This is a genomic window from Rhizobacter sp. J219, assembly GCF_024700055.1.
Lineage (GTDB): Bacteria > Pseudomonadota > Gammaproteobacteria > Burkholderiales > Burkholderiaceae_C > Rhizobacter.
Genome location: NZ_JAJOND010000001.1, coordinates 2,064,115 through 2,078,272 on the forward strand (window position 1 = coordinate 2,064,115; position 14,158 = coordinate 2,078,272).

General features: G+C 69.7%; 10 protein-coding genes. 3 read left to right on the plus strand and 7 right to left on the minus strand.

Features of this window, described 5'->3' with window-relative positions; all coding sequences use genetic code 11:
• Positions 1-5: 5 nt before the first annotated feature.
• The 7 genes from LRS03_RS09290 to LRS03_RS09325 all read right to left on the minus strand — a co-directional run bounded on the left by LRS03_RS09290 (position 6) and on the right by LRS03_RS09325 (position 9,825).
• The gene (locus LRS03_RS09290) at positions 6-1,136 is read right to left on the minus strand and encodes a DegT/DnrJ/EryC1/StrS family aminotransferase (RefSeq protein ID WP_257825164.1); all 1,131 of its coding nucleotides are present in this window, start codon (positions 1,134-1,136) and stop codon (positions 6-8) included.
• A gap of 15 nt (positions 1,137-1,151) precedes the next feature.
• Positions 1,152-1,646, minus strand: coding sequence for an acyltransferase (locus LRS03_RS26530; protein ID WP_308296408.1), 495 nt, complete (start codon positions 1,644-1,646; stop codon positions 1,152-1,154).
• 66 nt (positions 1,647-1,712) lie between these two features.
• Positions 1,713-2,636 carry a WxcM-like domain-containing protein gene (locus LRS03_RS09305; protein WP_257825165.1) on the minus strand — a complete coding sequence of 308 codons (924 nt, stop codon included), beginning with the start codon at positions 2,634-2,636 and terminating at the stop codon, positions 1,713-1,715.
• A 41-nt stretch (positions 2,637-2,677) separates the two neighbouring features.
• The gene (locus LRS03_RS09310) at positions 2,678-4,021 is read right to left on the minus strand and encodes a TolC family protein (protein ID WP_257825166.1); all 1,344 of its coding nucleotides are present in this window, start codon (positions 4,019-4,021) and stop codon (positions 2,678-2,680) included.
• A 210-nt stretch (positions 4,022-4,231) separates the two neighbouring features.
• Positions 4,232-5,458 (minus strand): HlyD family type I secretion periplasmic adaptor subunit, encoded by a 1,227-nt coding sequence (locus LRS03_RS09315; RefSeq protein WP_257825167.1) that lies wholly within the window; start codon positions 5,456-5,458, stop codon positions 4,232-4,234.
• An 88-nt stretch (positions 5,459-5,546) separates the two neighbouring features.
• Positions 5,547-7,811, minus strand: coding sequence for a type I secretion system permease/ATPase (locus tag LRS03_RS09320; protein WP_257825168.1), 2,265 nt, complete (start codon positions 7,809-7,811; stop codon positions 5,547-5,549).
• 157 nt (positions 7,812-7,968) lie between these two features.
• Positions 7,969-9,825 (minus strand): O-linked N-acetylglucosamine transferase, SPINDLY family protein, encoded by a 1,857-nt coding sequence (locus tag LRS03_RS09325; protein WP_257825169.1) that lies wholly within the window; start codon positions 9,823-9,825, stop codon positions 7,969-7,971.
• A gap of 166 nt (positions 9,826-9,991) precedes the next feature.
• Here LRS03_RS09325 and LRS03_RS09330 point away from each other — a divergent pair, with 166 nt between their 5' ends.
• The 3 genes from LRS03_RS09330 (at position 9,992) to LRS03_RS09340 (ending at position 14,092) form a co-directional block, all read left to right on the plus strand.
• Entirely contained in the window at positions 9,992-12,520 is a 2,529-nt protein-coding gene (locus tag LRS03_RS09330; RefSeq protein WP_257825170.1) for a chemotaxis protein CheW, read from the plus strand.
• Between the two features lie 97 nt (positions 12,521-12,617).
• The gene (locus LRS03_RS09335; RefSeq protein ID WP_257825171.1) at positions 12,618-13,580 is read left to right on the plus strand and encodes a Bug family tripartite tricarboxylate transporter substrate binding protein; all 963 of its coding nucleotides are present in this window, start codon (positions 12,618-12,620) and stop codon (positions 13,578-13,580) included.
• Complete coding sequence (locus tag LRS03_RS09340; protein WP_257825172.1) at positions 13,577-14,092, plus strand: tripartite tricarboxylate transporter TctB family protein; 516 nt, start codon at positions 13,577-13,579, stop codon at positions 14,090-14,092. The genes LRS03_RS09335 and LRS03_RS09340 overlap by 4 nt, the downstream gene beginning before the upstream one ends.
• Positions 14,093-14,158 lie beyond the last annotated feature (66 nt).

The following is a 14,158-nucleotide window of genomic DNA, read 5'->3' on the forward strand; positions in this document are numbered from 1 at the left end:
TGCGCTCAGGCGGCCAGCTTGTGCAGGCGCGCGGTGACCTCGCGCACGGCGGCGATCACCTGGTCGGTCTGGGCATCGGTCTGCGTCGGGCCCATCGGCAGGCTCAGCACTTCGGCGTGCATGGCTTCGGAAATCGGCAGGCTGCCGGCTTTCAGGCCGAGCGAGGCATAGGCCGGCTGCAGGTGCGGCGCGACGGGGTAATGGATCATCGTGTGCACGCCCAGCGCGGCGAGGCCTTGTGCGAGCGCGTCGCGCTGCGGGTGGCGCACGACGAAGAGGTGCCACACCGGCTCGTGGCCCTGGGGCACGACCGGCAGCGTCAAACCCGAATTCGCGAGGCCTTGCAGGTAGCGCTGCGCGATGGCGGCGCGGCGCTCGTTCTGGCCTTGCAGCGCCGGCAGCTTGGCACGCAGCAGCGCGGCCTGCAGCTCGTCGAGGCGCGAGTTGTAGCCGATGACTTCGTTGTGGTACTTCACACGCGAGCCGTAGTTGCGCAACACGCGCAGGCGTTCGGCGATCTGCGGGTCGCTGGTGGTGACGGCACCGCCGTCGCCCAGTGCGCCGAGGTTCTTGCCGGGGTAGAAGCTCCACGCCACGGCATCGCCATGCGCGCCGACACGCTCGCCCTGGACCTTGGCGCCGTGCGCCTGGGCGCCGTCTTCGAGCACACGCAGGCCGTGTTGGCGGGCGATGGCGAGGATGGGTGCCATCTCGGCCGCCTGGCCGTACAGGTGCACCGGCAGGATGACCTTGGTACGCGGGGTGATCGCGGCTTCGATGCGAGCGGGGTCGAGATTGAACGTGGCCGCGTCGGGCTCCACCGGCACCGGCACCGCGCCGATGTGGCTCACGGCCAGCCAGGTGGCGATGTAGGTGTTGGACGGCACGATGACCTCGTCGCCCGGGTTCACGTCCATCGCGCGCAGCGCGAGCGTCAGCGCGTCGAGCCCGTTGGCCACGCCCACGCAGTGGGCGGCGCCGCACCAGGCGGCGTATTCGGCTTCGAACTTCGCCACCTCCTGGCCGAGGATGTACCAGCCCGAATCGAGCACGCGGTCGAAGGCGGCGCGCAGCTCGTCGCGCTGCGTCATCTGGATGGCCTTGAGGTCGAGGAAGGGAACGCTCGGGTGGGTCATGGCGTGGCTCGGGGCTCAGGTGTTCTGGGTGAGATAGACGTTGCGGGCGTAGTCGCCGCGCACCACTGAATGCGGCGGCACGTCTTTGGCGACCACCGCACCAGCGCCGACCATCGCGCCCTCGCCGATCACGAGGCCGGGCAGGATCACCGCACCAGCGCCGATGGAGGCGCCCTTCTTCACCACCGTGCGGGCGAAGCTTTCGGGGTACTGCTTGGAGCGCGGGTAGCGGTCGTTGGAGAAGGTGACGTTGGGCCCGATGAAGACGCCGTCTTCGAGCGTGAGCCCGTCCCAGAGGTAGTTGCCGCACTTCACGGTCACGTTGTCGCCGATCACGACGTCGTTCTCGATGAAGCAGTGGCTGTTGATGTTGCAGTTGGCGCCGATGCGCGCGCCCGCCAGCACGACCGTGAACTGCCACACCTTGGAGCCGGCACCGATGGCCGTGCACTGGCAGTCGGCCAAGCGGTGGACGAAGGGCTCGGCGGAGGGAGACGAGGGGCTGCTCATGCCCCCCAGTACACCGCAGGTGAGTGAGGGCTGATGCGCGGAAAGCGAGGGGAAATCCCCCTCACTTCATCGAGCCTGGACCTGGCCGCTGATGCGGATGAAATCGGCGTAGTCGCGGATGTAGTCGGCGTTGTCGTAGTAGTCCGACGCAAACACCAGCAGCATCGCGTCGGCCGAGTACTTGTACTGCACGCCCCAGGTCATGGGCGGCAGGTAGATGCCGCGGTCAGGCGAGTCGAGCAGCACCTCGACCTTGTGCTCGCCGTCGTCGGCCATCACCGCGCAGCTGCCGCGCACGCAGATGAGGAACTGGTGGCACTGGTGGTGGGCATGCTCGCCGCGGATCTCGCGGCTGGGCACGCCGAACACCATGAAATAGCGCTTGGGCGTGAACGGCACCTGGCGGTCGAACTCGCCCACCGTGAGGCTGCCGCGCAGGTCGGGGATCACCGGGAAGTGGTGGACGGTGACGCCCTTCACCGCAGTTTCTTCGACCCTCGCGCCGCCACGCGGGCCGCCATGCTGCGGCGCCGTGCCGGGGCCGGGGGCCGCGTCAACGTAGCCGATGATGTTGGCCGGGTTGCCCTCGACGATGGCGCCCGGCGGCACCGAGCGGGCCACCACCGCGCCGGGGCGCACGATGGCCTTGGCGCCGATCACCACACCGGCGAGGATGCTCGCGTTGGCACCGATCCACGCGCCAGCTTTCACCACCGCGGGCGGCTGGCCGCCGCCGGGGGCGCCGGCAAAGGCCGCGTGGGCGCCGATGTGCACCTGGTGTTCGATCACCGTGCCGCGGCAGATGTGGGCACCGCTTTCGACCACGCAGTCGTCGCCGATCACGGCGTGCGCGTCGACGAAGGCATGCGGGCCAAGCGTGGTGCCGCGGCCGACGGTCGCGCTCGGATCGACGACGCTGTAGCGCTCGCGCTGCGCGCGCATGGCGGCGTCGATCAGCGATTCGCGCTCGGTGTCGGTCATCAGGCCCATGTGGCGTCCTTGTGCGGGTCTTGCAGTTCGAGAGAGACAGATCAGTTCAGCTGCGCCAGCACGCCCTGCCCCAGCGACCACAGCAGCACGTTGGACTGCTGGCCGTCGTAGAGGGCGTTGACGTAGGCCACGCGCAGGTTGTAGTGGTCGCCTTCGGAGGCCATCACGTCGAACAGCGAACGGCGGCCGAGCTGCTGCCACTGCTGCAGCGTGAAGTTGCGCACGCGGTCGCTGTCGCGCAGCACGTCGACGACGCGGCGCGCGCGGTCGAAGGCCGACAGCGCCTGGTCGTGCACCTCGGTCATGCGGAAACGCTTGCTGTCGAGCGCATCGGCGCGCTGCAGGCGGGCGGCCTCTGCACGCTTTTGCGAAGAGTCGATCGCATGGCCGACCGGCGCGTTGAAGATGGGCAGGTTGACGTTGATGCCGGCCGACCACTGGCCGGAATTGCCCACGCCGCGCACCTCGGAGCTGCTGACGACCGCGCTGACCTGCGGCCAGCGCTGGGCCTTCACCGATTCGGCAAAGGCCTTCGAGGCCTCGGCCTGGGCGGCGAGCTGGGCGATGTCGGGCGCGCTCTCGGCCTGGGCCAGCACGTCGGGCAGGCTGGGCACGCTCAAGAGCAGCGTGGGCACGCTGGTGGTGGCGGGCAGTTGCTCGCCGACGAAGCGGCGCAGGCGCGTCTCGACCTGGCGCACGGTCGACATGGTCTGCGCGTACGAGACTTCAGCCTGCTTCTGATTCTTCTGCGCCTGCACCAGCTCGCTGGTGCGGCCACGGTCGGCCCGCACGATGGTCTGCAGGGCTTCGACCAGGCAGCTCATCTTGCGTGCGTACTGCTGGTAGACCTGGGCCTGCTGGTGGTAGCGGGCGCGCTCGATGGCAAGCGAGACGGTCTGCAGCGCCACCTGCTCCTGCGCATTGACCTGGCCCAGGCGGGCGGCTTCGGCGAGGTTCTTGCGCCAGTCGGTGAGGTCGGAGATGCGGCCGCCGTCAAAGATCGGCATGCTCAGCGTGACGGTCGCGCGGCCTTGCTTGCCGCGGCTTTCTTCGATGCCGCCGACTTCGGTGCGGGTGGTGACCAGGCTGCCGCCCACGCTGAGCTGCGGCCAGCGGGTGGCGCGGGTTTCGTCGACGTCGATGGCCGCGGCTTCGGCCAGCAGGCGCGAGGCGCCGAGGGCGTTGCTGCGGCGCAGGGCTTCCTGCACCATCGACTGCAGGCTGGCGCGGGCGCTGGCGGCATCGCCGCGCGGAGCGGGCGTCGTGTCGCCGCGCGTCTCGACGGAATCTTCGTCGATGCAGTTGGCATCGGCCGGCATGACGGCGAGCAGGGCCAGCACGGCGGCGAACGCCGGCAGGAGGTGTTGGACGGTGGGTTTGATCAAGACGGGCTCCACGGGGCTGCGTACTTCAGGGACAGCACTCCCTTCAGTACACCGCGGAAGGAGCTGGCTCGATGGCCGGAAAGCAGGGGGAAATGGGCGCCAATTCAACGTGCGCGCAGAACGCTGCGGGCCGGGCGCCGGGCCGCTCCCAAGCCGGCCCGCATCCCCACGGGGGATCGGTCGGCGAACCCGCCGACCGAGGGGCCGACATCAGCGTTCGCGGAACGCTTCCTTCGACTTCAGCATCGGCCGCAGGATGAAGCTCAGCACCGAGCGCTCGCCGGTGCGCACCTCCACCTGCGCCGTCATGCCCGGCAGGATGGGCAGCGGCTTGCCGGTCTTGTCTTTCAGCGTGGAGCGGTCGCTGCGCATCATCACGCGGTAGTACGTCGAGTCGGGCGTGCCCTTCTCGGCCTCGCCGAGCGCGTCGGGGCTGATGTATTCGATCTTGCCGTGCAGGCCGCCGTAGGTGTTGTAGTCGTAGGCGGCGAGCTTGACCTCGGCCTTCTGGCCCACGCGCACGAAACCCACGTCGCTCGGCTTGAGCCGCGCCTCGACCAGCACGCGCGAGCCGATGGGCACGATCTCCATGATGGGCGCGCCCGGCCCCACCACGCCGCCGATGGTGTTGATGCGGATGTTCTTCACCAGGCCGCGCACCGGCGAGGTGAGCACGGTGCGGCGCAGCACGTCGGCGCGGCCGGCGAGCTGCTCATCGAGCAGCGAGAGTTCGGTCTGCGCGCGCACGAGGTCCGTGCTGGCGTCTTGCCGGAATTTGTTGACGCGTTCGCGGGCCATGAGCTGCAGGTCGTTGACCTGGCGGCGCAGGCGCATGACCTCCACCTCGCTCATCAGGCCCTTGGCGGCCATCGACTCCGACACCCCCAGCTCCTTCATCAGCAGGTGCACGTTGCGCGAGTTGGTGTTGAGCGCTTCGTCGAGGGCGAGCTTGCGGGCGTTGAAGGCATCGGTCTCGCCATCGACGATCGAGGCCACCGCCTTCACTTCGTCGGGGAACTTGAGCGCGCGACCGGTGGCCTCGGCCGTGAGCCGCGCGATCGTGCCCAAGAGCGCGAGGCGCTTGGCCTCGCCTTCGTTCTGCTGCGACTCGAAACGGGTCGGGTCGAGCTGCGCCAGCTCCTGGCCCTCGAAGACCTGCGCGCCTTCGCGCACGTGCAGCTCGCGCAGGATGCCGCCCTCGAGGCTGGCGATGACCTGCTCGCGGCCTTCAGGCACCACGCGGCCGTCGGCCCGTGTGATCTCGTCGACCTTCGACAAGGCGGCCCACGCGATGGCTGCGATCACCACGACCGCCATCAGGTAGAGCGTGAGCGTGGTGCCAGGCATGGCGTCGACCACCATCGCAGCGCGCACGTCGGCCACGTAGGCCATCTCCTGGCCCGTCGGCTCCTTGCGTTTTCGTTTCCAGAACGCCATTCGGATCAGGCCTCCCGCCGGGCCGCCCCAAGGAAGGCCTGCGCCCCCTCGGGGGGCAGAGAACGAAGTGAGCGTGGGGGCTTCATGTCTAGACAGACGCCTGGCGCTGCACCGGCTGGGTCGACGGGTGCAGGTGCACGTTGGGCGAGGTGGTGGTCTCGGGGGTGGCGGTGGCCGCGGGCTTGGCACCCGACAACGCTGCCAGTACCTGGGCCTTGGGCCCGTCGAGCACGACCTTGCCGCCGTCGACCACGACCACCCGATGCGCCAGCTCCAGCACCGCCGGGCGGTGCGTGACCATGACGACGGTGCGGGTGCCCAGCGCTTCGTTGAGCTGGCGCAGGAAGAGGGTTTCGCTTTGTGCGTCCATCGAGCTGGTGGGTTCGTCCATCAGCAGGATCTGCGGCTGCGTGACGAGGCAACGCGCGAGCGCCACCAGCTGGCGCTGGCCCCCCGAGAGCAGGCTGCCCATCTCACCGACCGACAGCTCCCAGCCCTGCGGGTGCGAGGCGATCAGACGGTCGAGGCCCGTCACGCGGGCCACTTCGGTCAGGCGCGCGGCGTCGACCGACGCCCGCCCCATCAACACGTTTTCCCGCAGCGTGCCTTTGAAGAGACGCGGCTCCTGCGAGACGAAACCCACCTTGGCGCGGAAGTCGGCCGGGTCGATCTGCCGCAGGTCGATGCCGTCGACTTCCACCAGGCCTTCGGTCGGCTGGTAGAGGCCGGCCAGCAGGCGCAGCACGGTCGACTTGCCGCTGCCGATGCGCCCGAGGATGGCCACCCGCTCGCCCGGCTCGAACTTCAGGCTCACGCCCTTGAGCACCTTGGGCGCCGGGGCGCCCTCGGTGGTGGGGGGGTAGGAGAAGCTCAGGTCGCGCAGGGCGATGCGGCCCTTGATCTCGTGGTTGGCGACGTAGCTGGCGCCGGGCGTGCGCTCCAGCGGCAGGCTCATCATCTTGTCGAGCGCGACCATCGCGGCACGTGCACCCTGGTAGCGCGTGGCCAGGCCGACCACGCTGCTGAGCGGCGCGACGGCACGGCCGGAGAACATGATGGCCGCGATCAGCGCGCCGCCGGTGATGCTGCCGTCGTGGATGAGGTACACGCCCACGATCAGCATCACGAGCGTGATGAGCTGCTGCGACATCGCCGAGATGTTGTTGGTCAGGCCGCCGAGGGCGCGGGCGCGCAGGCCGGTGTCGGCCGCGGCGGCGGTGGCCTCTTCGTAGCGGCGCAGGAAACGGCCCTGCGCGCCGACGGCCTTCACGTCTTCCAGCCCTTCCACCGCTTCGACGAGCAGGCCCTGCAGGTCGGCCTGGTGGGCCATGTTGGCGCTCATCGAGCGGCGCAGCGAGGCCTGGATCACCCACGACATGCAGAGGATCAGCGGGATCGCGATCACCAGCACCCAGCCGAGCGGGCCGCCGATGATGAAGGTCATCGCCACGAAGATCACGATGAACGGCAGGTCGCTCAGCGCCGACAGCGTGGCGCCGGCGAAGAAGTCGCGCACGGTCTCGATCTGCGCCAGGTGGTGGGCGTACGAGCCGGCCGATTCGGGGCGGTGCTCCATGCGCACGCCGAGCGTCTGGCGGAACAGCAGCGAGCCGATGATGAGGTCGGCCTTCTTGCCGGCGCGGTCGATCAGGTGGCTGCGCAGTTGGCGCGCGATGAGGTCGAAGCCGAGTGCGATGAAGCCGCCGGTGGCCAGCGCCCACAGCGTGACGAAGGCCTGGTGCGGGATCACCTTGTCGAACACGACCGAGGTGACCAGGCCGCTGGCCAGCATGAGGATGTTGCTAAGCGCCGCGGCGAGCAGCGCCGAGCGGTAGTAGGGCACGAAGCGGCGCAGCGTGCCCCACAGCCAGTGGGCGTCGGGGTCGAGCAGGTTCTCGTCGCCGAGGTTGACGGGCGCCTGCGGCTTGGGCGAGGCCACGAAGGCGAAGCCGGTGTATTCGCCCACCAGTTCGGCCTCGGTCGCCTTGCAGGTGTGGCTCTCGGGGCCGGGCATGATGACGTCGTAGCTGTCGGCACCCTTGTCGGCCGGATGGCGGGCGACGAGGATGGCGCAGTCGCCGTTCTTCAGCAGCAGCACCGCCGGCAGCAGCAGCGCGTGGATGTCCGAGATGCGCTTCTGGATCAGCCCGGCGTTGAAGCCGGCGTCGCGCATGATGCGCACCGCCTGGTCGGGGCCGAGCGTGCCCTCCACCGGCGTGTTGGCCAGGAGCGACTCGGCCGAGCGCTCGCGCCCATGGTGCTTGCACAGCCAGACGATCGCCTGCGCCAGCGCATCGTCGGCATGCAACGAGCCTGCGGGCGGTGCGATGAAAGGTTCCTGGCGTGCGCTCATGAAGGGGTGCCGGCGCAAGGCGCGCAGGCGATGACGGCAGAGTGACTCCAGTTCATTGTGAGCGGCTGCCCTCTGCGCAGTGCCTTCAATAGAGAGGCGATTCCTGCACTATTCCGCGCTTCCCGGCCCGACGCGCCGGAGGCGGCCACAGCCCTCGTCAGCGCGTCCGGTGCTCGAGCGCCAGGCGCTCGAATTCGTGCTCGATGTCACGAACGAGCTGGGGCACGTCGAAGAGCTTCGAGCTGCGTCCCTCTTCGGCCAGGTAGCGCTTGTACGAGGCCACGCGCCGCGGGTTGCGGCCCAGTTGCACCGCGAGCTTCTCGTAGTCGGCGAGCGAGAAGGTCACGAGGTCGGGCAGGCCCACCGCGGTCAGCAGGCTGCCGGCCATGCGCGAGATGTAGCTGCGGCCGGAGTACGTGACGATGGGCAGGCCCATCCACAAGGCATCGCTGGCGGTGGTGCCGGCGTTGTAGGGGAAGGTGTCGAGCATCAGGTCGGCCAGCTGGAAGCGGGCCAGGTACTCGGGTGGCGCCACGCGCGGCGCGAGGATCATGCGGGACGGATCGATGCCGTGCGCGTCGGCTTCGCGCCGCAGGTTGGCGAGCGCCCAGTCGTTGTCGGCGAGCAGCCACAGCACCGAGTTCGGCACCTGCTGCAGGATGCGCAGCCAGGTGCGGAACACCTCGTCGGTGAACTTGAAGGTGTTGTTGAACGAGCAGAAGACGAACGCGTCTTCCGGCAGGCCGTAGTCGGCGCGCTTCGGCGTGGGGCCCACCACACGCTGGCGGTCGCTCACCTGGTAGCAGCTCGGCACGTAGACCGGCTTTTCGGTCATGTAGGGCTGCAGCTCGGGCGGCATCACGAAACGGTCGGCGAGGATCCAGTCGACGCCCGGCAGCGCGCAGGTGCCGGGCAGGCCGAGGTAGCTCACCTGCACCGGCGCCGGGCGCATGCCCACGATGGCCGGGCGGGCGCCGCTCGTGAGGCCCTGCAGGTCGACGAGGATGTCGATGCCGTGCTGGGCGATCACGCGGGCGGCGGTGGTGTCGTCGAGCCCGCCGATGGGCACGTAGTGGTCGATTGCCGCGCGGATGCGCGCGCGCAGCGGGGTGCCGTCATCGCGGCTCCACGAGAAGGCGTAGACCTCGAAACGCTCGCGGTCGTGCAGCTCCAGCAGCTCCACCGACAGCAGGCCGACCGCATGCATGTGCAGGTCGCCCGAGAGGTAACCGATGCGGATCTTGCCCTCGCGCTTGGGGCCGCTCTTGTGGAAGGGCTCGGCCGGCGGCTTGGGCGTGCGGTCGTGCACGAAGCGCTGCGCCACGAGCAGCTGCAGCGCCGGGTCGTCGCTCTGGCCGAGCATGGCCAGCACCGAGGTGCCCATCAGCAGTTGGTTGGCCGTCACCTCGCCCACCGGCTGGTAGACCGGCCAGGCGCATTTCTTCTGGCGCAGATGCACGTAGTGCTGGATCACGTCGCTCTGCGCCGCCTTGTGCTGCAGGCTCTTGACCATGCAGGCTTCCGATTCGTCGTAGCGACGCTGCGTCTCGAGCAGGCGCGCCATGTTGTTCAGGGCGTGCAGCAGCAGTTCCTGCTCGATGCCGGGCTGGTCGATGACCTGCTGCCACTGCGCCACCGCCTCGTCGGCGCGGCCCAGGCGTTCGAGCTGGTGGCCGAGGTTCAGGCGTGCCTGGTGGAAGGTGGGGCTCAGGGCGAGCGCACGCTGGTAGGCCTTTTCGGCTTCAGCATGGCGGTTCAGGCCGCCAAGAAGCGTGCCCCAGTTGAAGCAGGCGAAATGCAGCAGCGGCGAGACGGTGTGGGCGATCCACGCTTCGTACAGCTCGGCGGCGGCGACAGCCTGGCCGGCCTGCGCGAGCAGCTGTGCGTGGTTCATCAGGTCGGGCAGGCCCATGCTCCCGGCGCGTGCCTGCGCCAGCAGGCGCTCGTGCTCGGAGGGCACGGCCACGGGCTGGGTCGCCGCCGTCGTCGGGGGCTTCGCGGTCGACTTTTTCATCGGGCAGGGCTGAGTGGAAGGTGATGAAGGGACTCGCCCCATTTTGGACAGCGCCCTCCCATGCCGATCGCCGCGAATAGACCGGGAACACGTGCCAAATTTCCACCAACGCCCGGCACTCGCTCCCTAGACTCGACGCTCGACACAACAACACCCGGAACACACCGTGGTCCACCTCGATCAACTGCTTCCCCACATGCGCCGTGTCCTGGTGGCCGAGCGCGACCTGTGCGACCTGAGCGTGCTGTGGCAGATGATCGAGACGAGCGCCGCCATCAGCTGCCCCGAAGAGGTGTCGTCGCTGATGCCCACGCTCGTGGACACGCGCGAGCGTTTCGACGCCATGCGCACCCGGCTGGTCGAGCGCATGGTCGAGGAAAACCGGGCCGCGCTCGGCGACGACCTCGGCGCTCGTGCGCAATGCGCGATCGACATCCTGGTGCGCAACCTCTACGAGCGCACCGCCGACGTTGGCTTTCTCGCAACAGACGGCCCGGTGGTCGAGTTTTGCGAGGCCTGTGCCGCCAATGCCGACACCCGCGCCTCCCAGCGCGAGAACCTGCGTGCGCGCCTGCGCGAGTACCAGGCCAAGTACACCGTCTACGAAGACATCGCGCTGCTCGCACCCGACGGCGAGGTGCTGCTGCGGCTCGACGACGCCCGCCCGCTCGAGCGCAGCCACGATCCCGTGGCCGCGCAGGCGCTCGCCTCCGGCACCTATGTCGAAGCATTCGGTGCCAGCGACCTCGGCCGCGACCCCGCCGTGCCCTGCCTGCGTTATGCCCATCGCATCGTCAACGCTCGCGGCCAGGCGGTCGGCGTGCTGGTGCTGCGTTTCCGCTTCGCCGACGAGATGGAACGCATCTTTGCCGACGTGAGCGACGCGCACGGCCAGATCGCCATCGTGCTGCTCGACGAGGCCAACCGCGTGATCGTGACCAACGACGAGGCGCATGTGCCGCTCGGCGCGCGCTTTGCAACGCTGCCGCTCGGAAGCGTGGCGCTCACCACCTTTGCCGGCCGCGAGTACCTCGCGATGTGCTGCGCCAGCCAGGGCTACCAGGGCTACCCCGGGCCGCGCTGGCGGGCGATGGCGATGGTGTCGCTGCTCACCGCCTTCAACACCTCGGGCGACGCCACCAGCTCGATGACAGGCACCCAGCTCGCCACCGGCGAGCTCTCGGCGGTGGAGCGCGATGCCGACGCGATCAACCGCGAGCTGCGCCGCGTGATCTGGAACGGCCGCCTCATGACCGGCCAGAGCGACGACGGCCGCGCCCGCCTCAAGGCCGTGCTGCGCCAGGTGAGCCTGGCCGGCGTGCGCACGCGCCGGCGCCTCGAACACGCGATCGTCGACCTCTCGGCCACCTCGTTCGGCCGCACCTGCCGCCAGGCCCAGCAGCTGGCGCGCCTGGCCGCCGACATCATGGACCGCAACCTCTACGAGCGTGCCAACGACTGCCGCTGGTGGGCGCTCTCGCCGGTGCTGCGCCGCGAGCTGGCCGCGCCCGACAGCGCCGAGAGCCGCAGCGCGGTGAACGGCGTGCTCGACACCATCAACGGCCTGTACACCGTGTACAGCCGGCTCGTCGCGTTCGACACGCAGGGCGTGATCCGCGGGGCCTCGCGCACCGACGGCCACCCCGAGCTGCCGGGCAGCAGCGTGCCCGAGGCCTGGCTGCAGCGGGTGCGCAGCCTGCAGGGCTCGCAGCACTATGCGGTGAGCGATTTCGGCCCCACCTCGCTGCACGACAACGGCGACACCTACGTCTACCTCGCCGCCGTGCGCGCCGAGCATGACGAGCGCGTGTTCGCAGGCGGCGTGGCCATCGTCTTCAACGCCGCGAAGGAACTCTCGGCGATGCTCACCGACATCCTCGGCACGCGCGCCGGCCATGCCGCGTTCGTCGACGCACACGGCCGCGTGCTCGCCGCCACCCACCCTGAGCTGGCCGCCAAGGTGCGCCCGCAGGGCATTGGCGCCGGCAGCGACGGTGGCGAACTGATCGATGTCGACGGCACGATGTGGGCCTGCGCCAGCACGCCCGCCAGCGGCTACCGCGAGTTCAAGAAGAGCGACGGCTACGACAACCAGGTGCGAGCCATCGTGGGTCTGCAGATCGGCACCACCGAGCGCCGCGGCATGCGCCTCAGCGACCACGAGCTGAGCAGCCCCCACCACCAGCCGCGCGGGATGAAGCGCGAAATGGCGGTCTTCCAGGTGGGCAGCGCGCGCTACGCGCTCGACAGCGCAGACGTGCTCGAAGTGGTGTCGACGCAGCATGTGGTGCGCTCGCCAGGCGCGGCCTCGCTGGTGGTCGGCATGCTGCCGCTCGCTGGCGGCCCGGCCGGCGACGGCCGTGCGGTGCCTGTGATCTGCGCCCGCCGCCTCACGGGTCTCACCCTGCCCGCCCGCGCCACCGACGGGGTGGTGCTCTTGCTGCGGCGCAGCCACGCGGGGGTGGCGACGGTATTCGGCCTGCGCGTCGATGACGTGCTGAGCGTGATCGAAGTGCCCGAGCGCGACCTGCACCCGGTGCCGGCCGGTACGGGCGGGTTTGCGGCCAGCCTCAAGGGCCTGATCGACTGCCTCGCCTCCAACGGCGACAGCAGCGAGAAGGTGCTGGTGCAACTGCTCGACGCACAGCGTCTGGCCGACGCGCTCGGCCCGGCGCAGGTGGCCCTCGCCGCCTGACGGCCTCTCGCGCAAGCGCCTTCGCGCGGGTAAGCTCGGTCTCACACCAACGAGCTGGCGTGCGCCTGCACGCCGAGCCCCAGACGAAGGAGACGACATGCGCCGCGACACCTTCCTGCAATCCCTGGCCGCACTGGCCGCCACCGGCGTGCTGCCCACGGCCGCCCATGCCGCGCCCAACCTCAAGATGATGATCCCCGCCAACCCCGGCGGCGGGTGGGACCTCACCGGCCGCGCGCTCGGCAAGGCACTGCAGGATGCCGGCGTGGCCGCCAGCGTGAGCTTCGAGAACAAGGGCGGCGCCGCCGGTGCGCTGGGCCTGGCGCAATTCGCCAACTCGGCCAAGGGTGACCCGAACGCGCTGATGGTGATGGGCGCGGTGATGCTCGGCGGCATCATCGCCACCAAGCCGCCGGTCACGCTGGAGACGATGACGCCCATCGCACGCCTCACCACCGAATACGGCGTGTTCGTGCTGCCGACCAATTCGCCGCTCAAGACCATGGCCGACTTGGTGGCCCAGCTCAAGAAAGACCCGGGCAGCGTGAAGTGGGGCGGCGGCTCGCGCGGCTCCACCGAGCACATCGCCGCGGCCATGATCGCCCGTGAGGCGGGCGTCGACCCGGCCAAGATCAACTACGTCGCCTTCCGCGGCGGCGGCGAGGCGGTGGCGGCCATCCTGGGCGGCAACGTCACCGTGGGCGGCAGCGGCTTCAGCGAGTTCCAGCAGTACATCGACGCGAAGAAGATGACGCCCCTGGCCATCACCGCACCGAGCCGGGTCAAGGGCATCGACATCCCTACGCTGAAGGAACAGGGCCTCAATGTGGACATCGGCAACTGGCGCGGCGTGTACGCGGGCCCCGGTCTCAGCGCCGAGCAGCGCAAGGCCCTCACCGACATGGTGCTGAAGGCGCTGCAATCGAAGGCCTGGGCCGAGGCGCTTGAGAAGAACCAGTGGACGCCCGCGGTGCTGAGCGGCGCCGAGTTCGAGGCGTTCGTGAAGAAGGAGTTTGCGAGCCTGCGCGACACCATGACCAAAGCCGGCATGGTGTCGTGAGCGCGGTGGCCTCGTCGACCCACCGCCGGCAGCTGCTGGTCGGGCTGGGCACGCTGGGCGTCGCCGCCGTGATGGCGGTGGGCGCGTGGTTCATCCCATCGACGGCGGGCTACCAGGGTGTCGGACCCAACTTCCTGCCCTGGGTGGTGAGCGTGGTGCTCGCGCTGTGTGGCGCCCTGCTCTGCTGGCAGGCCACTCGTGGCGGGTATCGCGATGTGGAGACGCCGTCGGGCGCCGAGCGCGGCGACTGGAAGGCACTCGCCTGGGTCTCGGCCGGTGTGCTGGAGATCGCGGCGCTCATCACCACGATCGGCTTCGTGCTGAGCTGCGCCATCGGCTTCATGCTGGCGGTGCGCGGGCTGCGCGGCTCGGAAGGCAAGCCGGCCGGCGACGCGAAGCAGACGCTGATCGATGCGCTGGTGGGCCTGGCGATCGCGGCGCCGGTGTTCTGGCTCTTCCGCAAGCTGCTCGGCCTCACGCTGCCCGGCCTCAGCGCCAGCGGTTGGATTTGAGATGAGTCACCCTTTGACATCTGCGAAGCGGGCCGAGCGCCGGGCCGCTCCCAAGCCGGCCCGCAT

What these genes read in the sequence shown, in the direction of transcription:
- LRS03_RS09320 (WP_257825168.1), bottom strand. Translation starts at nt 7,811, where the DNA reads ATGAGCGCACGCCAGGAACCTTTCATCGCACCGCCCGCAGGCTCGTTG.
- LRS03_RS09290 (WP_257825164.1), bottom strand. Translation starts at nt 1,136, where the DNA reads ATGACCCACCCGAGCGTTCCCTTCCTCGACCTCAAGGCCATCCAGATG.
- LRS03_RS09335 (WP_257825171.1), top strand. Translation starts at nt 12,618, where the DNA reads ATGCGCCGCGACACCTTCCTGCAATCCCTGGCCGCACTGGCCGCCACC.
- LRS03_RS26530 (WP_308296408.1), bottom strand. Translation starts at nt 1,646, where the DNA reads ATGAGCAGCCCCTCGTCTCCCTCCGCCGAGCCCTTCGTCCACCGCTTG.
- LRS03_RS09315 (WP_257825167.1), bottom strand. Translation starts at nt 5,458, where the DNA reads ATGGCGTTCTGGAAACGAAAACGCAAGGAGCCGACGGGCCAGGAGATG.
- LRS03_RS09305 (WP_257825165.1), bottom strand. Translation starts at nt 2,636, where the DNA reads ATGGGCCTGATGACCGACACCGAGCGCGAATCGCTGATCGACGCCGCC.
- LRS03_RS09325 (WP_257825169.1), bottom strand. Translation starts at nt 9,825, where the DNA reads ATGAAAAAGTCGACCGCGAAGCCCCCGACGACGGCGGCGACCCAGCCC.